Annotated in this window: 13 protein-coding genes; 4 read left to right on the top strand and 9 right to left on the bottom strand. The window is 67.7% G+C overall.

Annotation, left to right across the window (positions count from 1 at the left end; translation table 11 throughout):
• Nucleotides 1-38: 38 nt before the first annotated feature.
• Nucleotides 39-13586, bottom strand: a complete 13548-nt coding sequence (locus ACWPN5_RS04095) for an MBG domain-containing protein (RefSeq protein WP_492294397.1) — start codon at nucleotides 13584-13586, stop codon at nucleotides 39-41.
• A 294-nt stretch (nucleotides 13587-13880) separates the two neighbouring features.
• Here ACWPN5_RS04095 and ACWPN5_RS04090 point away from each other — a divergent pair, with 294 nt between their 5' ends.
• From ACWPN5_RS04090 to ACWPN5_RS04080, 3 genes are all read left to right on the top strand, one after another.
• Nucleotides 13881-14966: a helix-turn-helix domain-containing protein gene (locus ACWPN5_RS04090; protein WP_492294395.1), complete on the top strand. Its 1086-nt coding sequence runs from the start codon at nucleotides 13881-13883 to the stop codon at nucleotides 14964-14966.
• Nucleotides 14967-15270: 304 nt separating this feature from the next.
• Entirely contained in the window at nucleotides 15271-16305 is a 1035-nt protein-coding gene (locus tag ACWPN5_RS04085) for an AraC-like ligand-binding domain-containing protein (RefSeq protein WP_492294393.1), read from the top strand.
• 603 nt (nucleotides 16306-16908) lie between these two features.
• Nucleotides 16909-17067 carry a hypothetical protein gene (locus tag ACWPN5_RS04080; RefSeq protein ID WP_162801347.1) on the top strand — a complete coding sequence of 53 codons (159 nt, stop codon included), beginning with the start codon at nucleotides 16909-16911 and terminating at the stop codon, nucleotides 17065-17067.
• Nucleotides 17068-17190: 123 nt separating this feature from the next.
• Here the strand turns inward: ACWPN5_RS04080 and ACWPN5_RS04075 are convergent, their stop codons facing one another.
• Complete coding sequence (locus tag ACWPN5_RS04075) at nucleotides 17191-17583, bottom strand: hypothetical protein (RefSeq protein WP_492294390.1); 393 nt, start codon at nucleotides 17581-17583, stop codon at nucleotides 17191-17193.
• Between ACWPN5_RS04075 and ACWPN5_RS04070 the strand changes: the two genes are divergently transcribed.
• On the top strand, nucleotides 17567-17803 hold the full coding sequence (locus tag ACWPN5_RS04070) for a DMT family transporter (RefSeq protein ID WP_492294388.1): 237 nt from the start codon (nucleotides 17567-17569) through the stop codon (nucleotides 17801-17803). The two genes, ACWPN5_RS04075 and ACWPN5_RS04070, sit on opposite strands and share 17 nt — an antisense overlap.
• Nucleotides 17804-17924: 121 nt before the next feature.
• Here the strand turns inward: ACWPN5_RS04070 and ACWPN5_RS04065 are convergent, their stop codons facing one another.
• From ACWPN5_RS04065 to ACWPN5_RS04035, 7 genes are all read right to left on the bottom strand, one after another.
• Nucleotides 17925-18899 carry a recombinase family protein gene (locus ACWPN5_RS04065; protein WP_200477030.1) on the bottom strand — a complete coding sequence of 325 codons (975 nt, stop codon included), beginning with the start codon at nucleotides 18897-18899 and terminating at the stop codon, nucleotides 17925-17927.
• Between the two features lie 824 nt (nucleotides 18900-19723).
• On the bottom strand, nucleotides 19724-20098 hold the full coding sequence (locus ACWPN5_RS04060) for a Rid family detoxifying hydrolase (protein WP_200477031.1): 375 nt from the start codon (nucleotides 20096-20098) through the stop codon (nucleotides 19724-19726).
• 48 nt (nucleotides 20099-20146) lie between these two features.
• The gene (locus ACWPN5_RS04055; protein ID WP_492294386.1) at nucleotides 20147-21391 is read right to left on the bottom strand and encodes an aminotransferase class V-fold PLP-dependent enzyme; all 1245 of its coding nucleotides are present in this window, start codon (nucleotides 21389-21391) and stop codon (nucleotides 20147-20149) included.
• Between the two features lie 95 nt (nucleotides 21392-21486).
• Nucleotides 21487-22647: a mandelate racemase/muconate lactonizing enzyme family protein gene (locus ACWPN5_RS04050; RefSeq protein WP_200477033.1), complete on the bottom strand. Its 1161-nt coding sequence runs from the start codon at nucleotides 22645-22647 to the stop codon at nucleotides 21487-21489.
• Nucleotides 22648-22683: 36 nt separating this feature from the next.
• On the bottom strand, nucleotides 22684-24360 hold the full coding sequence (locus ACWPN5_RS04045) for an ABC transporter ATP-binding protein (RefSeq protein ID WP_492294384.1): 1677 nt from the start codon (nucleotides 24358-24360) through the stop codon (nucleotides 22684-22686).
• Entirely contained in the window at nucleotides 24357-25202 is an 846-nt protein-coding gene (locus tag ACWPN5_RS04040; RefSeq protein ID WP_145682178.1) for an ABC transporter permease, read from the bottom strand. The genes ACWPN5_RS04045 and ACWPN5_RS04040 overlap by 4 nt, the downstream gene beginning before the upstream one ends.
• Nucleotides 25199-26152, bottom strand: coding sequence for an ABC transporter permease (locus tag ACWPN5_RS04035; protein ID WP_200477035.1), 954 nt, complete (start codon nucleotides 26150-26152; stop codon nucleotides 25199-25201). The genes ACWPN5_RS04040 and ACWPN5_RS04035 overlap by 4 nt, the downstream gene beginning before the upstream one ends.
• Nucleotides 26153-26163: the final 11 nt, after the last annotated feature.

Below are 26163 nucleotides of genomic sequence, written 5' to 3'. Positions count from 1 at the left end.
GAAGGCTTGGATGGGGAAACGGCAAGGGTTTGACGGCATCACGGGGATTTCACGCTCAGGAAGGTTCCCAGAACCCGGTTGGCGGGGTGGGGAAGGGATGCACAGCCTTCGCCGCCGGCCGCGCCGCAAGCGTCCTGGGTTCCATCGCCGCCCCCATCCTGTTCCGATGCGAGGCCCGGCGATCCGGCTTCGCTTCCCGAGCGGCCTGCAACGGGGGGCACAGCCGGAGACGGCGCGACCGGATCGATGAGACGCGCAGGCAGGAAGGCGGCGATCCCGGACGGCGGAGGCAACTCCACCGGCACGCCCGGGGTGGCGCGCGGATCGCTTGCGGTTGGACGATCGGTGGACGGCGGATTGGCGGTGCCGGCCGGACGGGACGGGTCGTCAACGACCACCACCGGCGGGGGCTGGACGATCACCAGGTTACCATCGACATAGCGAAGCGTGTAGTTTCCTGCCGCATCGCCGGAGAGGACCCCGCCCGTCGCCGTGCTGACGTATCGTCCGACGCTCGACAGAGATGTGGCGCTGGTGGAGACGCCGACGCCGGACAACAGGGCGTCGCCTTGACCATTCTTCCAGCCCGACACGCTGTAGCCCAGCGACGGCACGCTGTCACCAAGGACCATCGTGCCGTTGGCTGCGGTCACGGTCAGCGGCGCCGGGGTCACCGCGAAGGCACCGTTGACGTAGCGGATCGTGTAGTTGCCGGCCGCCGCACCCGACAGCGTTCCACCCGTCGCCGCACTGGCATAGGCCCCGACGTTCGACAGCGCGGTGGCGTTGGTGGAGACGATGACACCGGACAGCAGGGCGTCGCTTTGGCCGTTTCTCCAGCCCGACACGCCGTAGCCCAGCGACGGCACGGCGTCGCCGTAGACCATCATGCCGTTGCCTGCCGTCACGGTCAGCGGCGCCGGGGTCACTGTGACGGTGCCGGTCATATGGCTGAGACTGTAGTTGCCCACCGCCGCTCCGGACAGGACGCCGCCCGTAACTGTGCTGACATAGGCTCCGGCATTCGACAGCGACGTAACGGCGGTGGAGACGCCGATGCCGGAGATCAGGGCGTCACCCTGGCCGTTCTTCCAACCCGATGTGGTGTAGCCCAGCGCCGGCACGGCATCGCCGTAGACCATTGTGCCGTCGGCCGCCGTCACCGTCAGCGTCGCCGGCGTCACCGCGAAGGTACCGCCCAGATGAGTGAGCGTGTAGTTTCCAGCCGCGGCGCCTGACAGAACCCCGCCCGTCGCCGTGGTGATGTAGGCGGTTCCGGCATTCGACAGCGACGTGGCGTTGGTAGAGACGCCGACGCCGGACAGCAAGGCCCCGTTCTGGCCGTTCCTCCAGCCCGATACGCTGTAGCCCAGTGACGGCACGGCATCTCCATAGGCCATCGTGCCGTTGGCCGCGGTCACCGTCAGCACCGCCGGCGTCACCGAGAAGGCGCCGTTGACATAGCTGAGCGTGTAGTTGCCGGCCGCCGCCCCGGACAGCGTCCCGCCTGTCGCCGACGTGAGGTAGGCGCTGCCGACGTCGGACAGAGCCGTGGCGTTGGTGGACACGGTGACGCCGGACAGCAACGCGTCGCCCTGGCCGTTCTTCCACCCCGACACGCCGTAGCCCGGCGACGGCACGGCGTCGCCGTAGACCATCGCGCCGTTGCCGGCGGTCACGGTCAACGGCGCCGGGCTGATCAAGACGGTGCCGCCCACATGGCTGAGCGTGTAATTGCCGGCTGCCGCGCCTAACAACGTCCCGCCCGTCGCGCTGCTGGCGTAAGTCCCGACATTCGACAGGGATGTGGCGCCGGTGGAGACACTGATGCCCGAGAGCGAGGCGTCACCCTGGCCGTTCTTCCACCCCGATGTGGTGTAGCCCAGTGCCGGGACGTTTTCGCCGTAGATCATCGTCGCGTCGGCTGCCGTCACCGTCAACGTCGCCGGCGTCACCGAGAAGGCCCCCCCGACGTAGGCGAGAGTGTAATTGCCCGTCGCGCCGCCCGACAGCACTCCGCCCGTCGCCATGGTAAGGTACGAGGTTCCGACATTCGACAAGGACGTGGCGTCCGTAGAGATGCCGACGCCGGACAGCAGGGCGTCGCTCTGGCCGTTCCTCCAGCCCGACGTCGTGTAGCCCAGCGACGGCACGGCGTCGCCATAGACCATCGTCCCATTGGCCGCCGTCACGGTCAGCGTCGCCGGCGTCACCGAGAAGACACCGTCGACGTAGCTGAGCGTGTAATTGCCCGCCGCCGGCCCGGACAGCGTACCGCCCGTCGCTGTGGTGGTGTAGGCGGCCCCGACATTCGACAAGGACGTGGCGTCCGTGGAGACGGTGACGGCCGAGAGCAGAGCGCCGCCCTGACCGTTTCTCCATCCCGCCGTCGTGTAGCTCAGTGACGGTACGGCGTCGCCGTAAATCATGGAGCCTCCGCCCGCCGTCACCGTCAATGTCGCCGGCGTCACCGATATGGCGCCGTTGACGTGGTTGAGCGTGTAATTGCCGGCCGCTGCTCCGGACAGCGTTCCACCGGTCGCCGTGCTGGCGTAGTTCCCGACATTCGACAGCGACGTGGCGTCGGTGGAAACGCCGACGCCGGACAAGAGAGCGTCGCCTTGGCCGTTCTTCCAGCCGGAGATGGCGTAGCCCAGCGATGGCACGGCATCGCCGTAAACCATCGTGCCGCTGGCCGCCGTCACCGTCAGCGCCGCCGGCGTCACCGAGAAGGCCCCCCCGACGTAGGCGAGAGTGTAGTTTCCCGCCGCCGCGCCCGCCAGCGTTCCGCCCATCGCCATGGTGGTGTAGGCGGCCCCCACATCCGACAGCGACGTGGCGTTGGTGGAAACGCCGATGCCTGAGAGCAGCGCGTCGCTCTGGCCGTTCTTCCAACCAGAACTGGTGTAGCCCAGCGACGGCACGGCATCGCCGTAGACCATCGCGCCATTGGCAGCGGTCACCGTCAGGACCGCCGGCGTCACCGAGAGGGAGCCACCGACGTAGCTGAGGGTGTAGTTGCCGACGGCCGCTCCGGACAACGCTCCGCCCGTCGCCGTGGTGAGGTAGGAGGTTCCAACGTCCGACAGGGATGATGCGTTGGTGGAGACCGTGACCCCTGACAGCAGGGCGTCGCTCTGGCCGTTCCGCCAGCCCGACACGCTGTAGCCAAGCGTCGGCGCGGCATCACCGTAGACCATCGCGCCATTGGCGGCGGTCACCGTCAGCGTCGCCGGGGTGATCGTGACGGTGCCGGTCGCACGGCTGAATGTGTAATTGCCCGCCGCCGCGCCCGACAAGATTCCTCCCGTTGTGGAGGAGGTGTAGAGCCCGACGTTCGACAGCGACGTGGCGTCGGTGGAGACGGTGACCCCGGAGAGCAGCGCCTCCCCCTGGCCGTTCTTCCAGCCCGCCACGCTGTAGCCCACCGACGGCGCCGTGTCACCGTAGACCATTGCGCCATTGGCGGCGGTCACCGTTAGCGTCGCCGGGGTCACCGAAAAGCTGCCGTCCACATGGCGGAGCACATAGTTCCCGGTTGCCGCGCCCGACAGCGTGCCGCCCGCTGCCGTGCTGGCGTAGACCCCAACGTTCGACAGCGACGTGACGTCGGTGGAGACGGTGACGCCGGACAGCAGCGCATCGCTCTGGCCGTTCCTCCAGCCCGACGTCGTGTAGCCCAGCGACGATAGGGCATCGCCATAGACCAACGTCCCGTTGGCTGCCGTCACAGTCAGCGTCGCCGGCGTCACCGAGAAAGCACCGTTGACGTAGCTGAGCGTGTAGTTGCCCACCGCCGACCCGGACAGTGTGCCGCCCGTCGCTGTCGTGACATAGGCGTTCCCCACGTCGGACAGCGTGGTGGCATTGGTGGAGACCGCGACCGCCGAGAGCAGCGCCCCGCTCTGGCCGTTCTTCCAACCGGAGCTGGTGTAGCCCAGCGACGGCACGACATCGCCGTAGACCATCATGCCGTTGCCCGCCGTCACCGTCAGCGCGGCCGGGGTCACCGAGAAGGAACCGCCCACATGGCTGATGGTATAGTTGCCGGTTGCCGCGCCCGCCAGCGTGCCGCCCGTCGCTGTGGTGATGTAGGCGGTTCCTACATCCGACAGTGACGTGGCGTCGCTCGAGACGGTGACGCCGGAGAGCAGCGCATCGCTCTGGCCGTTCTTCCATCCCGAAATCGTGTAGCCCAGCGAGGGTACGGTGTCGCCATAGATCATCGTGCCGTTGGCAGCCGTCACCGTCAGGGTGGCCGGAGTCACCGTGAAGGAACCGTTGACGTAGCTGAGCGTGTAATTCCCTGCTGCCCCCCCAGACAGCGTGCCGCCCGTCGCCATGGTGGTATAAGCACCAACGCTCGACACGGATGTGGCGCTTGCGGAGGCACTGATGCCCGAGAGCGAGGCGTCACCCTGGCCGTTCTTCCACCCCGACACGCTGTAACCCAGCGACGGCACGGCATCGCCGTAGACCATCGTGCCGTCGGCAGCCGTCACCGTCAGCGGCGCCGGGGTGATCGTGACGCTGCCGGTCGCATGGCTGAGCGTATAGTTGCCGGCTGCCGCGCCCAACAGCGTCCCGCCGGTCGCCGTGCTGGTGTAGATCCCAACGTTTGACAGCGTGGTGGCGTTGGTGGAGACCGCGACCGCCGAGAGCAGGGCATCGCTCTGGCCGTTCCTCCAGCCCGACGTCGTGTAGCCTAGCGACGGTACGGCGTCGCCGTAGACCATCGTCCCATTGGCCGCCGTCACCGTCAGCGTCGCCGGCATCACGGAGAAAGCGCCGTTGACGTGGTTGAGCGTGTAATTGCCGGCCGCTGCTCCGGACAGCGCTCCACCGGTCGCCGTGCTGGTGTAGTTCCCGACATTCGACAGCGCTGTGGCGTTGGTGGAAACGCCGACGCCGGACAAGAGAGCACCGCCCTGTCCGTTCCTCCAACCGGACGTTGTGTAGCCCAGCGACGGCACCGCGTCGCCGTAGACCATCATCCCGTTGGCCGCCGTTACCGTCAGCGTCGCCGGCGTCACCGAGAAGGAACCGCCCACATGGCTGATGGTATAGTTGCCGGCCGCCCCGCCCGAGAGGGTGCCGCCCGTCGCCGTCGTGACGTAGGCGCTCCCCACATCCGACAGCGTGGTGGCGTTGGTGGAAACGCCGACGCCGGACAAGAGAGCACCGCCCTGTCCGTTCCTCCAACCGGACGTTGTGTAGCCCAGCGACGGCACGGCATCGCCGTAGACCATCGTCCCATTGTCGGCCGTCACGGTCAGCGTCGCCGGAGTCACCGAGAAGGTGCCGTTGACGTAGCTGAGCGTGTAATTTCCCGTCGCTGCGCCCGACAGCGTGCCGCCCGTCGCTGTGGTGGTGTAGGCGGTTCCTACGTCCGACAGCGTGGTGGCGCTGGTGGATACGCTGACATCGGACAGCAGGGCGCCGCTCTGGCCGTTCTTCCACCCCGACACGCTGTAGCCCAGCGACGGCACGGCGTCGCCATAGACCATCGTCCCGTTGGCCGCCGTCACCGTCAGCGTCGCCGGAGTCACCGAGAAGCTGCCGCCGACATGGCTGAGCGTGTAGTTGCCCGCCGCCGCGCCCGAGAGGGTGCCGCCCGTCGCCGTCGTGACGTAGGCGCTCCCCACATCCGACAGCGTGGTGGCGTTGGTGGAAACGCCGACGCTGGACAGCAGCGCCCCGCTCTGGCCGTTCTTCCAGCCGGACGTCGTGTAGCCCAACGACGGCACCGCGTCGCCGTAGACCATCGTCCCGTTGGCCGCCGTCACCGTCAGCGTCGCCGGCGTCACCGAGAAGCTGCCGCCGACATAGCTGAGCGTGTAGTTGCCCGCCGCCGCGCCCGACAGCGTGCCGCCTGTTGCCGTGGTGAGGTAAGCGCTCCCCACATCCGACAGCACGGTGGCCTCCGTGGAGACGGTGACACCGGACAGCAGCGCCCCGCTCTGGCCGTTCTTCCAGCCGGACGTCGCGTAGTCCAGCGACGGCACGGCATCGCCGTAGACCATCGTCCCGTTGGCCGCCGTCACCGTCAGCGTCGCCGGCATCACAGAGAAAGCGCCGTTGATGTGGTTGAGCGTGTAATTGCCAGCCGCTGCTCCGGACAGCGCTCCACCGGTCGCCGTGCTGGTGTAGTTCCCGACATTCGACAGCGCTGTGGCGTCGGTGGAAACGCCGACGCCGGACAAGAGAGCGCCGCCCTGTCCGTTCCTCCAACCGGAAGTTGTGTAGCCCAGCGACGGCACGGCGTCGCCGTAGACCATCGTCCCGTTGGCCGCCGTTACCGTCAGCGTCGCCGGCGTCACCGAGAAGGAACCGCCCACATGGCTGAGCGTGTAGTTGCCCGCCGCCGCGCCCGAGAGGGTGCCGCCCGTCGCCGTGGTGATGTAGGCGGTTCCGACATCCGACAGCGTGGTGGCGTTGGTGGACACGCCGACACCGGACAGCAACGCCCCGCTCTGGCTGTTCTTCCAGCCGGACGTCGTGTAGCCCAACGACGGCACCGCGTCGCCGTAGACCATCATCCCGTTGGCCGCCGTCACCGTCAGCGTCGCCGGCGTCACCGAGAAGCTGCCGCCGACATAGCTGAGCGTGTAGTTGCCCGCCGCTGCGCCCGACAGTGTCCCGCCTGTTACCGTGGTCGTGTAGGCGCTCCCCACATCCGACAGCGTGGTGGCGTTGGTGGACACGCCGACGCTGGACAGCAGCGCCCCGCTCTGGCCGTTCTTCCAGCCGGACGTCGCGTAGCCCAGCGATGGCACGGCATCGCCGTAGACCATTGTCCCGTTGGCCGCCGTCACCGTCAGCGTCGCCGGCGTCACCGAGAAGGACCCATTGACGTGGCTGAGGGTGTAGTTGCCCGCCGCCGCGCCCGACAGGATGCCACCCGTCGCCGTGGTGAGGTAGGCGCTCCCCACATCCGACAGCGTGGTGGCGTTGGTGGACACGCTGACATCGGACAGCAGCGCCCCGCTCTGGCCGTTCTTCCAGCCGGACGTCGCGTAGCCCAGCGACGGCACGGCATCGCCATAGACCATCGTCCCGTTGGCCGCCGTTACCGTCAGCGTCGCCGGGGTCACCGAGAAGGAACCGCCGACATGGCTGAGCGTGTAGTTGCCCGCCGCCGCGCCCGACAGCGTGCCGCCTGTTGCCGTGGTGAGGTAGGCGGTTCCCACATCCGACAGCGTGGTGGCGTTGGTGGACACACCGACACCGGACAGCAACACGCCGCTCTGGCCGTTCTTCCAGCCGGACGTCGTGTAGCCCAGCGACGGCACGGCGTCGCCGTAGACCATCATCCCGTTGGCCGCCGTCACGGTCAGCGTCGCCGGCGTCACCGAGAAGCTGCCGCCGACATGGCTGAGCGTGTAGTTGCCCGCCGCCGCGCCCGACAGCGTGCCGCCTGTTGCCGTGGTGAGGTAGGCGGTTCCCACATCCGACAGCGCGGTGGCGTTGGTGGACACGCCGACACCGGACAACAACGCGCCGCTCTGGCCGTTCTTCCAGCCGGACGTCGTGTAGCCCAGCGACGGCACGGCGTCGCCGTAGACCATCGTCCCGTTGGCCGCCGTCACCGTCAGCGTCGCCGGGGTCACCGAGAAGGAACCGCCGACATGGCTGAGCGTGTAGTTGCCCACCGCCGCGCCCGACAGCGTGCCGCCTGTTGCCGTGGTGAGGTAGGCGGTTCCCACATCCGACAGCGTGGTGGCGTCCGTGGAGACGGTGACGCCGGACAGCAGCGCGCCGCTCTGGCCGTTCTTCCAGCCGGACGTCGTGTAGCCCAGCGACGGGACGGCGTCGCCGTAGACCATCGTCCCATTGTCCGCCGTCACGGTCAGCGTCGCCGGGGTCACCGCGAAGCTGCCGCCGACATGGCTGAGCGTGTAGTTGCCGGCCGCTGCGCCAGACAACGTCCCGCCTGTTGCCGTGGTGATGTAGGCGGTTCCGACATTCGACAAGGACGTGGCGTCCGTGGAGACGGTGACGCCGGACAGCAGCGCGCCGCTCTGGCCGTTCTTCCAGCCGGACGTCGCGTAGCTCAGCGACGGCACGGCGTCGCCGTAGACCATCGTTCCGTTGGCCGCCGTCACCGTCAGCGTCGCCGGCGTCACCGAAAACGCGCCGTTGACGTAGCTGAACATGTAGTTGCCCGCCGCTGCGCCCGACAGCGTGCCGCCTGTTGCCGTGGTGGTATAAGCGCTCCCCACGTCCGACAGCGCGGTGGCGTTGGTGGACACGCCGACTCCGGACAGCAAGGCGCCGCTCTGGCCGTTCTTCCAGCCGAACGTCGTGTAGCCCAGCGACGGCACGGCATCGCCGTAGACCATCGTCCCGTCAGCCGCCGTCACCGTCAGCGTCGCCGGTGTGATCGAGACGGTGCCGGTCGTGTGGACAATCGTGTAGTTGCCCACCGCCGCGCCCGACAGAACCCCACCCGTCACCGTGCTGGCGTAGTCCCCGACGTCCGACAGCGCGGTGGCGCTCGTGGACACGGTCACGCCGGACAGAAGAGCGTCGCTCTGGCCGTTCTTCCAGCCGGACGTCGTGTAGCCCAGCGACGGTGCGGCGTCGCCGTAGACCATCGTGCCGTTGTCCGCCGTCACCGTCAGCGTCGCCGGCGTCACCACGGCGCCCACATTCACCACACGGGCCGCCCCGCCCGCGCTGAAGCTGGCGGAAACCCCCGATGTGTCGAGGAAGTTCAAATAGGTTCCGACATTCGTGCCGGCCGCCAGCGCGCTCGACGCCGAGCCGGTGACCCGGCTCCAGGCCCAGCCGCCCAGCAAGGAGACGGGCACCGTCTGCGGATCGTCGCCATAGACGGCGGACTGCACCACGCCGACCACGCCGGACACGCCATACAGCAGGGGCGCGTCCGTTCCGTCGGCCGGCGCCCAGACCATGCGGTCGAAGCCGGTGAAGCTGCTCGCGTCGCGCATCCCCGCGCTGTCCAGACCGGTCACGCCGGTGACCGACCCGGCCCCGGCGCCAGCCGCCATGCTGCTGGTCTGCGTGTTCCAGTAGGACAGCGTGGTCGTGCCGTCGTTGCGCCCGACCAGCCCGCCGAGCGCGGCGCCCTGCCCGGACACCGCGCCCGTGGCGTAGGACTGGGCGATGGAGCCGCTCGCGCCGTTGTTCCCCACCAGCCCGCCGACGCCGACGCCATGCCCGGTCACCGCCCCGGTGGCGTAGGACTGGGCGATGGAACCGCCCACGTTGTTGTCGCCCACCAACCCGCCGACGCCGTCGCCTAGCCCGGTCACCGCGCCGGAGGCGTAGGACTGGCGGATGGTGGCGGCGTTGAGGCCCACCAGCCCGCCGGTGCCGAGGCCCTGCCCGCTCACGCCGGCCCGCGAGAAGGATTGGAGGATGATGCCGCCGTTCAATCCGGCGATGGCGCCGACCCGGTCGCGTCCGGTCACGGTGCTGGTCGCGTCCAACCCGACGTAGCCCACCGTCCCGCCCGAGCCGATCCGGCCGAACAGCCCGACGTCGTCGCTCGTCGGACGGTTGATCGTCAGCCCGCGGATCAGATGGCCCCGCCCGTCGAACCGACCGGTGAAGCCGGCGCCCCCCGTCCCCAAGGGCGTGAAGCCGCCCGCTCCCCAGACGCCGGCCGCATCGGCACCCGACGTCGCCTGCGCGTCGATGTCCGCCCCGAGCCGGTAGGACCCCGCCGGGTTCGCGTCGATCAGCTGGAGCTGGTGGAGGTTGGTGACGGTGGCGACGCCATCGCTTCCCGGCTTCGCCGCCTCCCACCGCCCGATGGGCCGCATGTCCCCGGACTGGTACCAGTCCTTGGTGAAATCCCAGCCGACATAGGAGGATGCCTGGCGCGCCTCGGCGGTGGTCAGCCCGGTCAGGCCGGTCACGGTGGCGTCGCCGACGCCGTTCTGCTGCCCGCTGGTCTGCGTGTCCCAATAGGAATTGGTGATGTCGCCCTGGTAATGCCTGCCGATGAAGCCGCCGACGTTGCTGGCTCCCGTCACGCGGCCGGACGCATAGGACTGATCGATCTGTGCGTAACTGTCTCCAACAAGCCCTCCGGCCGAGTTCTCCGTCGCAGTGACGGACGCGACCGCGTAGGATCGCCTGATCTGGTCCATAGGAGACTGTGACTCGCCGACAAGCCCGCCAACAAAAAATCCGCCAGAAACAGTTCCAGTAAAGTAGGAATTCTCAACAATCCCCCCATTAAGGCCCCCTACAAGCCCACCCACGGAATTTGAATTTTCTCCAATGATTTGACCATCGATAAGTCCGATATTTTTAATGATGGGCTTGTTGTTTACTGTTCCGTAAACGTACCCAAAAAGACCCACGTTCGCGGTGTCTGGGCGATTGATGAAAAGTCCTTTGATCACATACCCATTGCCGTCGAAATTCCCCCGAAACTGATTGTTTGCACTCCCAATCGGGAGGAATCCGCGGGCGCCCCATATCCCTGCGGGGTTCGTCCCCGCGGTCTCGGACGCATCGATGTCAATGGCCAGCCGATAGTCGCCCCTGTTGTATTCGACCAAGTCGGTGCTCGCGTTTATCAGGACGAGCTGATGCAGATTGCTGATGGCCGCGTAACCGTCCACCCCTTTCCTGGCCGCCTCCCACACACCGATAGGCCGGAAGTCCGGGCCTCTGTCGAAAATGTTCAGGTACCATTTGTGACCAGAAACGATGAAATACTGTCCGTCTTTTACGGAGGTGGAATTTCGGATCTGGTCGGAGGTCAGGCCCCTCATTCCGCCGGCCGCACCACTGCCGACTCCGTTCGTGAGTCCGGTGGTCTGCTTGTCCCAAAAGGCGCCCAAAACCGTACCGCCGTTGGCGCCGATCAGGCCGCCGGCCTCGACCTGCCCCGTCACGGCCCCGGTGGCGTAGCTCTCGGTCACCGCGCCGCCGTTGTTGTCGCCGATCAGGCCACCGACCCGCACCGCTCCCGTCACGCTGCCCAGGGCATAGGCTTCGGTCACGGACCCTGCCGTCATCCGTCCGACCAGCCCGCCGACCTGATCGCCCCCCGTCGTCACGGCGCCGCTGGCATAGGTCTGGAGGATCGTCCCGCTGCTGCTGCCGACCAGCCCGCCAACCGCGCCGCCCTGTGCCGTCACCGCGCCGGTGGCAAAGGACTGGCCGATGGTCCCGCTGTTGCTGCCGACCAGCCCGCCGACCTCACCACCCCGGCCGGTCACCGTGCCGGTGGCCGACGACCAGTTCACCGCCCCGGCGTTGCTGCCGACCAGGGCTCCGACCCGGTTCGCCCCAAGCACACTGCCGCCCACCATGCGGACGTCCCGCACCGCGCCGCCGGTACCGACGACGCCGAACAGGCCGACATCGTCGCTGCCGGGCCGGTTGATGGTCAACCCGCTGACGGCATGGTCCCGCCCGTCGAGCAAACCGGTGAAGGGCGTGGCGACGCTGCCCAGCGGGGCGAAGCCGGCGCCGTGGTTCCAGCCGGCGGTGGCGTCCGCGTCGATGTCGCGGCCCAGCGCGTAGGTGCCGGCCAGATTGGTGCCGATGGCCTGCAGATTTTCCGCCGTGTTCACCAGCATGTAGCCGGTCACCACCGTACCCGCCCCGGCGATGCCGGAATAATCGGTCGGCGCGGTGTAGGCGGTGGGGTTGTAGAGGATGGACGCTCCGCCGGAGGCCGTGACGGTGGCTCCCGCGCCGAACCGCACCGTTCCCGTCCCGATGCCGCCGTAATCCGACCACAGCACCACCTTCGCCCCGCTCACGGCGGTGTTCACCGCGACGTCGCGCTTTGCCAGCAGCGAAACATCGGACCTGTTTTCGCCGGTGACGGCCGCGTTCACCGCGACGTCGCGACCGGCCATCAGCACGATCATCCCCTCGCTGCCTTGCGCGGTGAGGGCGGCGTTCACCGTGATGTCCCGGTAGGCCGACAGGGTGAGCGTCGTCGACGCGTTCCAGGTGAGCGGTGCCGCCACCGTGATGTCGCCGGCCTGGGTTCCGCCCTCCCCCGTCGTCACCAGAACGTTGGCGAAGTTCAACGCCGACTTCAGCGTGTTCACGTTCAGCACGCTGTCGTTCCCGCTGGCGCTGAAGCCGGACATCCCGCTGTCGGCGGCATCGGAGATGGTCAGGTTGTAGGGGTCGAGCAGCAGCGTGCCGAAGCCCGCCGTCCCGCGCAGGTCCGCCGTGCCGGTGAAGGCCAGACGCGCCTTGCCCGACACCTCCGCGTCGCCGCCCTTGCCGGCGCCCCGCGCCGAGATCGCCCCGGCGAAGGCGGTGTCGCGGTCGGACCACAGCACGACCCGGCCGCCGTCCCCCCGCGTGCCGTCGGCGCGGAGCCGCGCCCCCGCCTCCACCGTCAGCGTCCGCGCCGTCGCCACCGGTTCGGCGAGGTAGCGCGTCGCCGTGTTCCGGCCGCCCTGGTAGTCGCCGCCGACCAGCAGTGTGCCGCCCGACGCGCCGGACACGTCCAGCGCCGCCGTCCCGGACAGCACCACCGTCCCGCCGGTCGCCACCAGCGTCCCACCCCGTCCGGCCGTTCCCGAGGCGTCGAGCGTTCCGGCGATCCTCACCGACTCGCCGGACACCCGGATGTCGCCGCCCGACACGTCCGGCCGCCGTGACGGCCGCGGCGGCCGCTTGGCCGCCCCGTCCCTCCGCCCCGGCTCCCGGACCTCTGGTGTCGGGCGGTCCGGCCTCGGGTTGGCCTCGGCGGTCCGGCGCTGCGCCACCACCGGGCTGTCGACGGTCACCGCGCCGCCGTCCCCCGCCGTCAGGAAGACGCGGCCGTCCCGCGTGGCGGCCCCCGTCGCCTTGACGAGGCCGCCGGTGTTGCCGGCCAGCGCGTAGAGGTTGCCGCCGTTCGCCCGCATCTCGGCGTTGGCCGCCGCCAGCGTGCCGGCGTTGACCGCCTCGGTGTCCGCCCCGCCGATCTTGACGACGAACCGACCGTCGGCGTCGGCCTTCTCCTTCGCCAGCACCTCGTAGCCGGCCGCCAGGGCAGCGGTTCCCTTGGGCGCCGCGATGGTGCCCTCGTTGCGCACGGAGCGGGCGATCAGCGCCACGTCGCCGCCCCGCGAGGCGATCGTCCCCATGTTGACCACGGCGGCCTTCGACGTCCCCGCGAAGGTCAGGTCGCCCTGGGCGGCGAAGGCGGCGTCGGGCACGTCGTGGGTGGACGCGATGAAGCTGCCGCCGGTCGCGACCCGCCCCTCCTTGCCGACCACGATCCCGGCGCGGTTGACGAGATAGGCGGAGCCGGTCGCCGTCAGCGACCCGTCGATGCGCGAGGGCAGAGCGCCGGTGACGCGGTTCAGGGTGGCGCCGGCGCCGTTGTCGATGTGGACCGACTTCCCGGCGCCGATGGAGAAGCCCTGCCATTCGACGATGCCGGTGCGCGAGCCCTGGTCGATGCGCAGCCCGCCGGCCTGCTCGGCGATGCGCCCGCTCCCGGCGGTGAAGCGCCCGCCGGTCGGCAGCGCGTCGTCGGCGACGGCCGAGTGCAGGGGGGTGAGCGCCGTGCCGCTCAGCAGAAGGAACAGCAGGCTGCCACGGCCGATGGTCCGTCCGGTGGAGCGCCGACGCTCCGTCGTCACGTGTTGCATTCCCTTGGCACCGGTCCCTGTCGGCATGGGCGGCGGCGTGGTCCGGGCGCGCCGGGTGCGGCCACGACACGGCCGCAATCCCGCTCCCCATCGACCGACCGGCCCACGGCTTACTCCTTATGGAGAGGGAAATTTATCGGATCGGTCCCGCCCCCGCCCGACGATCCGTCCCAAAAACTTGGCACCGCGTCTCACGGCGGCGGCCCGGCCCAACGTCCTGTTGCGGGCGGTGGGCGGAGCTTGCTAAAGGACACCGCCTCCGTCCCCGTCATGGGAAGCCCTGCGGTGCCCGCCGACGAACCCGCGATCCCGGTGCTGCGCTTCCCTCCCGATGGCCTGTCGGGCCGGGAGCGCGTCCGCCAGTGGCGCGACATCCTGTCGGTCTTCTTCGACGCCGAGCCGGTCGGCGCGGAGGACGACAGGAAAGACGACACGGAGGACGGCGGGTCCGACTTCGTCGGGTCGATGACGACCCACCACCTCGGCAGCATGCTGATGGCGCGCATCGACGGGCCGCCGGCGACCCTGCGCCGCACGAGCGCCACCATCGCCCGCGGCGCCGTGGACCACTGCCTGATCCAGGTCTATCTCGACGGGGGCTGCACCGGCACGGCGGGCGAACGGGTGTTCGCGATGCGGGCCGGCGATGTCGGCGTTCTGGATTTCGCCCGGCCGCTGGCCGTCGAGACCACGGCCTTCAGCGCCCTGACGCTGGTGATCCCCCGCGCGGCCCTGATTTCCCCGAACAAGGCGCCGGAGGTCCTGCACGGGCTGGTGCTGCCGGCCGCGTCGGTGGTGGGAACGCTGCTGAACGACCATGTCCGCAACCTCCACGCCCAACTCCCCGGCCTGAGCGTCAAGGTGGCCGCCACGGTGGCCGGTGGCGCCATCGGGGTGATCGCCGCGGGCATCGGTTCGGCGCTCGACGCCCGCGGCCCGATCGACGAGCCGCAGGGAGGCCTGCTCGACCGCATCACGAGCTTCATCGACCGGAAGCTCGACGCCGCCGACCTCGGGACCGATCTGATCTGCGACGCCTTCGGCCTGTCGCGCTCGACCCTATACCGCCTGTTCGAGCCGCTGGGCGGGGTGGCGAAGCATGTCCGCGACCGTCGGCTGGCGCGGGCGCTTCACGATCTGGCGGCGCCCCAACCGGACCGACCCCGGATTGCCGACATCGCCTACCACTGGGGATTCGGGTCGGAAGCCGCGTTCAGCCGGGCATTCCGCGCCGCCTACGGCATGGCGCCGGGCGAGGCGCGGGACACCGCCGAACGCATGCGGCAGTCCGCGCCGAAGGACGACGGAGCGGCGGAGCGTGTTCTCGAACGGTGGATGCGGTCCCTGACCCCGGGCAACTTGCCGTCCTGACTCTCGCCGTTTCGGCCCATGTCTGTTCTCACCAAGCCATGAAGCCGTGCGCCATCGCGCGCCGGGAGCGCTGATTGATTGGCCGGCAAGATAATGTTTACCCACCCCTGTTCTTGCAAAGATTGAATACAGCACCGCCTCCGCCCGTCGAAGGGGGCGTCGTTGCAAGTCGGAGCTTATCCATCCGGGCTAAAGTTCGGCCCGGCCAAGCCACTGTTGCTTATAAAAGCCATGCCCGTTGAATCTTGACAGCGGTGCGGACGAGTGGCTTTCCTTCCCGAAGGGAATTGTTTGGGTACCATTGATGGCCGATGCAACCCACGGCACCGCTCCGTTTCTTTCCTTCGACAGCCTGGAGAGTCCGGGAGAGGAAGGATTCTGGCTGTGGCGGGACCAGATGTCGCCGGTGTTCGACATCACCCTGCCCAAGGAGGAGGTCGGCGCGTTCCGCGGAACGTTGCAGACCTATCATCTGGGCGGCGTGCTGCTCGGCCGCTGCGCCTCGGTGACGCAAACCTTTCACCGCACCACCCAGGTCATCACCCGCAGCGGCATCGACCATTACCTGATCCAGGTGCAGCGCCGGGGCGGTTCCTGCGGAACGATGGGGCGCCGCGATGTCCAGGTCGGTCCGGGCGACGTCTGCGTCCTGGATCTGGCGCAGACCGTCCATACGGTCGACACCAACATGGACACTCTGACGCTCTGCCTGCCGCGGGAGATGCTGGCCCCGCTGGTGAGCGCGCCGGATGAATTGCACGGGATGGTTCTGCACGGCGACACGCCGCTCGGCGCCCTGCTTTCCGGTCACATCCAGTCGCTGTACCGGGCGGCCGACGCTTTGTCGGCCCGCGAGGCCCTGATCCTGACCAAAGGCAGCGCCGCCTTCGTCGCCGGGTGCCTGGGCCCGACCGTCGATGCGCTGGATCTCGTCCGGCCCCAGATGCAGGCGTCCCGCATGGCGGCCATCAAGCGCCACATCGACGCGCGTCTCGGCGATCCTGATTTCGGAGCGGCCCAGGTCGCCGAAGCGTTCGGCCTGTCCCGCCCGACCCTGTATCGGCTGTTCGAGCCGCTCGGCGGGGTGTCCGCGTACATCCTGCGGCGTCGGCTCGACCGCTGCCTCGGCGAACTGACCGCGGCGCACGGGGGCCTCCGCATCGCTGAGATCGCGCACCGCTGGGGCTTCCGCTCTGAGGCCGCCTTAAGCCGGGCCTTCCGATCCGCGTTCGGTATGACGCCGCGCGATGCGCGCAACAACAAACAGCGACCGCGCTCCCTGGCGGCTGGATCGGCCGACGCCTTGAAGCGCTGGTTCCATGAACTGGCTGTTTTCTAGGGTCCCAGTTCCCACCATATTTATTGCCCGCTGAAGGCTTATGAGGCTGATCCGCGAACCCGCTCCCTATCCCCGTATCGAGGCAATCATCGAGGAGGAGGCCCGAGGGTTCTGTTTTCCGGCGCGGTCCGCAACCGTCATGCCGGATGGAGATCGCGGTTTCCGATCGACGGGCCGTTCCATGCCGGGTTTGTGGCCGCCAACACGAAGGCGGCGAGCCTGATCGGGCAGGCCCGCCGGGACGCATGGAGAGCCAGCCAGGATGAGCGAACTGGTCTGGGACGGTTTTTGGCGAAACCCGCGCCACCGATCCGGGAGAAGCACCCGAATTCGCCGGCACCATCGCCGGGACGGCAAGCGCCGGCAACGGCACCCGTGATCCATCATCACATCGTGCAGGCCGTCCAGTTCGCCTTGGACGCCCATGGCACCTTGCCGACCGGAAAGCTCCGAGCGCGCCAACGGCGTGCGGTGCTGCGCAAACTGTCCGCGGCGGCGGTCCGATGCTTGAATCAAGAGGCATGGCGCGAAATGGCTGATGCCGCTCCTCACCGCGTTTCCACTCCGTCCCGAAAAACATGTTGAAGCCAATCCGGCTGGCTGTTGACCAACATGGTCAGGGCGGGCGTGTTGACCATCGGCGAAACGATCAAGGCGTTGACCGTGGTGACGCTGTTCTCCGTCTTCAAGCTGCTGGAGAGAGTGGCCGCAGGCATCAGACATCCACAACTGAACCGCGCCGGGTTTCCCGGCTCGGCTTAGGCAGACGGTGCCGCCTCCAACTCTGCCTGGATCTTGGAAGCGCGGGTTGGGTCGACGCGCCGTTTGCGACCGGTGGCAACGAGATCGCCTGATGGGAAGCGCGGATGCCGCCCGCCGGAGGCATCAACCTCGGCAGCCATCAACCCGTCGCTTCGAAGAACCGTTGTCTTTCGCCCCTTCCTGACCGGCAAGCATGCGACGCACGACAAAGGCGACGGCAATCAGCATCAGAGCGGCCGTGCCGACGACACCGGTAAAGGCTTGGTCGAAGGCCACCCGGGCCACGCCGATCACCTGCTCGGCCTGGGATGGTACCAGTTCTTCCGATAGAGCAAGGGCCTCATCAATGCTGTCGCGCGCCTCGGGAGCGATCGCAATCCCGGACGGCAAGAGCATGGCCCGTGTGTAAAGCAGCGACATCAGGCTGCCCAGCAGCGCGATGCCGAGCGTTCCTCCCAGCTCGTAGGAAGCCGCGCATGGGATGACCCGGATCGGCCCGATGGTGATCGTCGCCATCGGCGATGCCCTGTCCTTCTGGCTGTTGTCCATGCCCCTTCAACGTTTCCCCATCTCGCTCGTCTATTCGGTCTGGGCAAGGTTCGGCATGGCCGGTGCCGCCATCGGCGGCTGGTGGCTGTTCGGCGAAGCCCTGGCCCCGTTGGCGCTGCTCGGCATCGCCATCATCGTTCTGGGTGTCGTCATCCTGGCAGGCGCTATGGAACCGTCCACAGCTTGATCCCCGCAGCACAACCGCTCACGACCTCCCTTCACAAATCAAACGCCCGGGATCTTGGCTCCGGTTCACCCTGATGCGCGGGGCGGAACACTCTGCTCACCACGGGCATTGCCTGTCGCTGTTATGAAGTGCTTTGCAAACCTTTGAGCGATTTGGGCGGACGGCCGCGCCGACGGGGCGCTTCCGGTGCAGGAAGCGGCCGATCTTCTAGAAGACCCTGTGCAACGGCCTGACCCAGCAGGTTTTGAACCGACGAGACCGACCAGCGTGTTTCCCCGCGGGGCGTCCGGCAATGCAGCTCTTCAAGATGCCGGGCAATGTTGGTCAGGGTTGGGTTGTCCAGCGTCTTCACCGCCGAGGCGACCAGGGTGACGAGGTCGTCGCTGTCCCGCCGCCGCGGCGTACGCTCCAGCACCCGGTCGTCCACGAACCCGTCCCGCGCGAGGCGACGCACGGCACGCGCCAGGGCCGGCCCGGTCCAGGGGCCACCGTCGGGGCGCCGCGAGCCGTTTCTAGCCAAGCTGCGGGCCACGGTTGCCCAGGAATAGCCGGGCCGCATCGCGCGGACGTGTGGCAGGATGTCGTCGGCCACCCGCAGCACATCGGCGTCGCGCCGCGCCTCGCGGGCGTCGTTGACGGCACACACCGCCGACGCGGACCGGAAGCGCAGTCCCGGATTGCCGCCGATCCGGCCCCGCTCCCTGGCGGCCTTCAACCCGGCCTTGGTGCGCTCGCGAATGAGCGCGCGTTCGAACTCGGCCACCGCGCCGAGGATCTGCAAGGTGAAGCGGCCCTGCGGGCTGGTGGTGTCGATGGGGTCGCCCAGCGAGCGGAAACCCGCCCCTTGGGCGTCGAGCGCCTCGATGATCTCCAGGAGATGGGCGAGCGAACGGGCCAGCCGGTCGATGCGCACGACGACCAGCACGTCGCCGGCGCGGCAGCGCGCGATGGCGCGCTTCAGTTCCGGGCGCGACCGGTCGCCGCCGGACCCATGCTCCCGGTGAATCGTCGAGCAACCGGCAGCCTTCAGCGCGTCGAGCTGCGGGTCAGTGGTTTGCTCGTCGGTCGACACGCGGGCGTACCCGATCAGGGCCATGGACCTCTCCCAGCGCAGCGGTCCGGAAATGGTGCACGCCGCCGAATTTTACCCGATTAAGCTTCAGACACCCTCGCCAGGCGTCCGCCTGGGCCATTTTACCAAAGATGCAGACGGCACGTAACGGCCGTTTGGTAAAATATATAGGCGTCGTGGGCCGCCGTGCGCCCCGCTGATGGACCGGAACCGTCAGCCGGCACGAGACAAGATGCCAAGCGGCGCCGGCCTCCTCGACCGGCGGGACATCAGGCAAAGAACGGGCCTCGGGCTGAGCGCGTCTTGATCTGTCTTCCTGGAAGAATGTCGGCTTTTCAACGACATGAGGCGCTTCCCCTCGTCCCGACGGGGAGCTTCTCGCATGAACCGCCCGCATTTCGCACGATCCGGTTTGCAAAACGGGGCCAAGCAGGGCGTTGAAACCCCTGGAATCCGGCTTTTCGCACGAACCAGCCGACAACGACACACGCATTCGACTTTCGACGAAATGCTTGTCGTCGAGGATACCCTCTACGGCGGCCGACCGGTGACGGAAGCCAAAGGGCACTTTTCTAGGATTGCACCCCCAAAGTGTTGGCGCACAAGGCGGATACGGGAGCCGGGTCAGCTTTATTGTGGAAGTGCAGGAATCAGGTCAGTCTTATTGTGGAATCGGGGTCACGCCAGTTCGGGCAAACTCAGCCTTTTCAGCACGCTAATAAGGTCAGTCTATCTGTGGCCTGACAGAGTTGTCGGGCCACAGTCGGACTGACGCGGAGACGGCCCGCTTCGGCGTCGCGCCGGCACTCATTGGATGGCCGCTGGGCACCATGGTTCCGTGGCGTGCTTCACACGGCGATGATCGCGTCGATTTCGACCTGGGCGCCTTTCGGAAGGGCCGAAACTTCGTAGCAGGCACGGGCCGGCTTATGCGTGGAAAACACTTTCGCATATTCATCGTTCAGGGCGGCGAAGGTGGACAGGTCGGTGACCAGAACGGTGAGTTTCAGGGATTTGGCGATGTCCGTGCCGGCGGCCTCGGCAATCGCGGCGATGTTGGCAAGGCATTGGGCCATCTGTTCGACGGGGTCTTCCGACACAAAAGCCCCGGTCGCCGGAACGATGGGAAGCTGGCCCGAAACAAACAGCAGATCGCCGTGGCGCATGGCTTGACAATAGGGGCCGATGGCAGCCGGGGCGGAGTCGGTATGAATGGGGGTCACGGTCTGTCTCCTTATGGCTCGTTATGGCGCGACGGCGGGGACGTGAGATCAGCCATCGCCGCGGCGAATGAGGGACTCGGCGAAGGCGACGAGCTGGTCGACGTCCGCCTCGGTGTTGAAGTAGTGCGGGGCCGCGCGAACCAGCGTGGGCAGATGCCGGCGTTCGGCGTCCAGGCGGGTGCTTTCCGGCGACGAGGTGCTGATGGCGATGCCACGGGCTGCCGCTCCGGCGACGATGGTCCGTGGGTCCACGGCATCGGAACTGAAGCTGACGATGGCGCTGGGGCACGCGCCCAGGTCATGAGTCCGGAAGCTGGGCACGCTTGCCAGGCCATCCCGAAGCCGTTGCGCCAGCCGGCGGCAGCGGCGCCAGATGCGGTCGATGCCGATTCCCATCGCATAATCGGCGGCCTCGCCCATGCCGAGCCGCGCCATGTGGTTGCTTTCCCAGCTTTCGTAGCGCCGGGCGTCGTCGCGCAGTTCATAGCGGTTGCGCTCCACCCACCGGGCGCCGATGTGATCGATGAAGGGGGGCTCGCACCGATCCAGCATCGCGCGGCGGACATACAGGAAGCCCGCGCCACGCGGTCCCCGCAGGAACTTGCGCGAGGTCGCGGCCAGAAAGTCGCAGCCGAGCGCCTGGACGTCGACCGGCATCTGACCGACCGCTTGGCAGGCATCCAGCAGATAGGGAACGCCGTGCGCGCGGGCGATCCGGCCGACGGCCGCCGCCGGATTGTTCAACCCGCCATTGGTCGGCACCCACGTCAAGGAAATCAGGCGAACCTTCGGATCGATCATCCGCTCAAGCGCCGCCAGATCGACGACGCCTTGCTCGTCCGACGGACACACGCGGATATCGACTCCCCGGCGCCGCTGCATCTGGAGCAGGGTCACATAATTGGCGCCGTACTCCGCCTCGGCGGTGATGATCACATCGCCGGGGGCGAAGTCGAGGGAGTGGAAAGCCAGCTGCCACGCGACCGTGGCGTTCTCGACGAGAGCGATCTCGGCGGGTGCTGCGTTGATCAACCGGGCAATCGACCCATAAACACGCTCCAGTCGCTCCTCGGACGCCGCGAAGGCGCCGTATCCGCCCAGCCGGGCTTCCAGGTCCAGGTAATCGTGCATCCGCTCGACCACGGGGCGTGGCATGAGCGACGCGCCGCAACTCAGGAGGAAGGTTTGCCCGGCGAGCCCCGGCGTCTCGGCGCGGAGCGCGTCCAGTTCCTCGTCTAGGATGTCGGCAGGCAAAGGGGAGGCGCCGGCCGGACGCGGATCGTTACCGGTCATATTATTCATTGGATTGCTTTGTAACGGCCACCGTGGGAAGGCGCCGCCTTCCCACGGTGGTCTTGAACATGTGCCGCACCCGCCTGTGGGCGGTCTTAGCGAACCTCGGCCCAGATGTGCTCCCGGACCACGGCGTCCTTCAGGGTGACGCCGTAACCCGGCCCGTCCGGAATCTGCAGGGCGCCGTTCTTCAGACGGGTCTCGAAGGGCTCCGTCGCCACTTCGATCCAGCCGGGAATGCGGGCCCAGTAGGGGAAGTGTTCCTGCACGTAGAAGTTCGGGATCACGGCGCTGAGATGGGTGGCGATGCTGGCCGCAACGGAACTGCCGCAGACATGGGGCTGCACCTTGACGCCGTAGGCATCGGCCATGGCGGCAATCTTATGGGTTTCGGCGAACCCGCCGGTGTTGCCGATGTCCGGCTGCAGAATGCCGACGGCCCGACGCTCCAGCAGATCGCGGAAGCCGTATCGCAGATATTGCCGCTCGCCGGTGGCGATCGGAATGTTCGTCTTGGCGGCGACCTGTTCGAGCGCACCCAGATCCCCCGGATCGCAGATTTCCTCGATGAAGGCGATGTCCAGGTCTTCCAGGCCATGGGCGAAGCGGATGGTGTCGCTCACCGAGAAACCGCCGGCCAGATCGAGCATGAGCGTGACGTCGGCGCCCACGGTGCGCCGGACCTGCGCGACGATATCCAGCGCGGTGTTCACCGCGTCACGGTCATCCGCGTAGCGGTTGACCGTGTGCCGAAGGGTCCCGTTGGGCTGAATCCGCGCCAAGGGGTACATTTTCAGGGCCTTGTGCCCGTCCTTCACGGCCGCCTCCGCTTGGCGCAGCAGATCGGCAACGGAGGTCGCGCCGAAGTACCAGCCATTGGCGTAGTAGGCGAGCGTGTCGCGCATCCGTCCGCCGAACAGCTCGTAGACCGGAACGTTCAGCGCCCGTGCCCGGATGTCCCACAGGGCCTGCTCGATGGCACTGAGGCCGGCTCCGGCAATCCCCCCCGGATTCTTCAGCCAGAAGGACTGATCGTACATCTCGCCGATCAGGCTGTTGATGCGGGTCGGATCGGCGCCGATCACGAACCGTGCGCACAGATCCTGAATCATGCCCGCGGCGCCGGTCCGGCCGCAGCCGTAAGCCGTGGCGACCTCGCCGAGGCCGGATATGCCCTCATCGGTATCGAGCTTGACGATGACGGGTTTGAGGCCCTCGCCGTTGATGACATAGATCGTGGCTTTGGTGATCTTCATGATGACGCTGTCCGATGAATGGGATGGGATAAAGGCTCAGGCGCCGAGTTCATCGCGCAGGGACCGGTGGAGCGCGGAAGCCTCCTCCAGCCATCCGAGGCGCATGGCGGCGACCGAGGAGCGCAGCAGCCGGGTGTAGGGATGGCGGGGAGCCCGGAGGACCTGCGCCGTGGGACCCTGTTCGACGACTTCGCCGTTGCGCAGGACCATGATCTTGTCCGACATCGCCGCCACGGCCGAAAGGTCATGGCTGATGAACAGGATGCCGATGTTCAGCTCGCGCTTGAGTTCGTTGATCAGGTCGAGCACCGATGCGGCGACGATGTTGTCGAGCGCCGAGGTGATTTCGTCGCAGATCAGCACGTCCGGCCGGGCGGCGAGAGAGCGGGCCAGGTTGACGCGCTGCTTTTCACCGCCGGACATCTGGCTCGGCTTACGGTCGACGTAGTCGGCGGGCAGATGGACCTGTTCCAGAAGTTCGCGTATCCGCTCGGCGCGGCGCTCTTTGGAACGTTCCCCGAAGAAGGTCAGCACCTGTCCGAGGATGCGGCCCACCGTGTGGTGGCGGTTCAGGGACGTGTCGGCCGACTGGAAGGTGATCTGGACGGCCCGGCGCACGGGGAGCGGACGCTTGAGCACATCCCGTTCCATCAGCCGCCCGTTGACCAGGACGTCGCCCTGGCTGGGTTGGACCAAGCCGGCGATGGCGCGGGCCATGGTGCTCTTGCCCGAGCCGGACTCGCCGACCACCGCCATCATCTCGCCGCCGTTCAGGGTCAGCGACGCACCGCTGAGCGCCTTCACCGCGAAACTGCCGGTGCCGTAGCACACGGCCAGATCGCGAACCTCCAGAAGCGGCGGCCGGTCGGCCCGGTCGGGCGGGGACACCGCTGTCGCGCCGGTGGTGGCGACGGTGTCCGCCATGGTTCCGGATTCGGCATCGAAACCGCGGTGCATCTCCAGGAGCTGCCGCGTGTACGGGTGTTCGGGACGATGGAGGATTTGCTCGACCGTGCCGCGCTCGACCACCTCGCCGTTGCGCATCACCAGGATGTGGGTGGCGACCTGGACCACCTGCGCGATGTCGTGGCCGACCAGGATGGCGGCGGTCCCGCTGGCGCGGATCCCGGTGTCCAGGGCCTTCAGCACCTCCACCTGGGTGGTGGCGTCCAGGGCGCTGGTCGGTTCGTCACAGACCAGAATTTCGGGCATCTCGTGCAGGCCCATGGCGATCATGAACCGCTGCAATTGCCCGCCGGACACCTCATGGGGGAATCGGTTGTAAAAGGCTTCGCCGGTGGGCAGGTCAAGAGTCCGATAGACCTCCCGTGCGCGGGCGTGGGCCGCGTCGGGGGACATGGTGTGGTGGATGCGGCTGCTTTCCGTGACCTGGCGGTCCAGCCGGATGCGCGGGTTGAAGGAGACCGCGGCGCTCTGGGCGATGTAGGCCAGCTTGCGGCCACGCAGGCGCGCCAGTGCGCTCTGGCTCATCCGCAGCAGATCCTGGCCTTGGAAGAGCACCTGTCCGGAGACGTGGCGGACGCCCGGCCGCATGTGCCCCAGGGCGGTCAGCGCCAGGGTCGTTTTCCCGGACCCGGATGCCCCGATGAGCGCCAAGATCTGGCCATGTTCCAGGGTCAGCGAGACGTCCCGCAGAATGGGCTTCCCGCTGTCCGCGGACAGATTCAGATTCCGGATATGGAGAAGCGTCATACCCCGCCCTCCTTTTTTTCACGTTCCTGCAGCCCGTCGACGAACAGGTTCAGCAGGACGGAGACGACCGCGATGGAGAGAGCCGGATAGATCGGTGCCCAGGAACCGATTTGCAGGCCGTCCAGATTTTCACGGACCAGTCCGCCCCAGTCCGCCATTGGCGGCTGCACGCCAAGACCAAGGAAGCTCAGGCCGCTCATGAAGAGGATGGCGAAGCTCAGGCGCAGGGCGAAATCCGCGGTCAACGGCATGACCACATGCGGCAGCATCTCGCCGAACAGAAGCCACCGATTGCCCTCGCCGCGGGCACGGGCCACGGTGATGAAATCCTGAGCGATCAGGTCTTGCCCGAGCGCGCGCGAGATCCGGAACACGCCGGCGGCGTAGACCACGGCTGTCAGCACCACGATGGCGACGAGGGACGGGCCCGTCACGGCCAGCACCACGAGACCGGCAATGATCTTGGGAACGGACAGAACCACGTCGACGATCCGGCTGACGACCGCATCGAACCATCCGCCGCGCAACGCCGCCAGCAACCCCAGCGTGTCGCCGATCAGGTGGGCGAGAATGGTGCTGAGCAAGGCCATGCCAAGGGTGACGCGGCCCGAGCTGAGCAGCCGCGCCAGCAGATCGCGGCCGAGGAAGTCGGTGCCCAACCAGTACTCGCCGGACGGCGGAACGAAGCCGTCGCTGCTCAGAAAGGCGTCGGGGTCGTGCAGCGGCAGCAGCGGTGCCGCCAGAACGACGAAGGCGACCAGCAGCAGGAGGGCGACGACAACCGACAACAGCGTCGGCCGGAACAGGCTTTTGAACAGGGTGGGTGTCTGGTGCGGCATCATGAGGAAGCCCCCGGTTCCTTGCGGCTGTCGAACAGCTTGGCGACGATGTCGGCGACCATGATCAGGCCGATGTAGGAGGCCGAGAAAATCATGGCGCAGGCCTGGACCACCGGCAGGTCGCGCGCCTGAACCGAATCCGCCATGAGCCGGGCGAGGCCGGGGAAGGCGAAGATGGTTTCGACGATCACCACGCCACTGATGAGGTAGGCGACGTTCATCGCGATGATGTTGATCAGCGGGCCGATGGCGTTGCGCAAGGCGTGGACCGTGATCACGCGGACCGATCCGGCGCCCTTCAGCCGGGCCGTCTCGACATAAGGCTGCGTCAGGATGTTGCCGACCACCGCGCGGGTCATCCGGGCGAGCTGCGCGGTGACGATGATGGTCATGGTGGCCAACGGCAACAGCATGGATTTGATGAGGGTCAGGACCCCCGAGCCGGGCGTCACGTAAGAGATCGCCGGCAGCCAGCGCAGATGGATCGAGAAGACGAGCACGCCCAGCGTGGCGACCAGGAATTCCGGCGTCGCGCACAGGCCGACGATGACGATGGTCCCGACCCGGTCCAGACGGGTGCCCTTGTGGACAGCCAGGACCATGCCGATCAGCAAGGCCAGGGGAACCGAGACCAGCGTGGTCAGCCCGGCCAGCGTCAACGTGTTGGACAGGCGTTCGGACAACATCACGCTGACGGGTTGGCGGGAGGTCATCGAAACGCCCCAGTCGCCATGACATATGCCCCACAGCCAAGCCAGATAGCGAACCGGTGCGGGCTGATCCAATCCCAGTTCGGCCCGCAACGCCGCCACATTCTCGGGGCTGGCCGACTGTCCAAGCATGATTTGCGCGACATCGCCGGGCAACATCTCGCAGCCGACGAAAATGAGCAGGGAGATGACCAGCAGCAGGACGACGCCTGCTGCCAGCCGCTTGACGATGAATCTGATCACGGCGAGACCCA

It is taken from the genome of Azospirillum sp. UENF 211521, assembly GCF_058780535.1.
The sequence above is the reverse complement of the archived record's forward strand: the minus strand, read 5'-3'. Positions and strand labels throughout refer to the sequence as shown.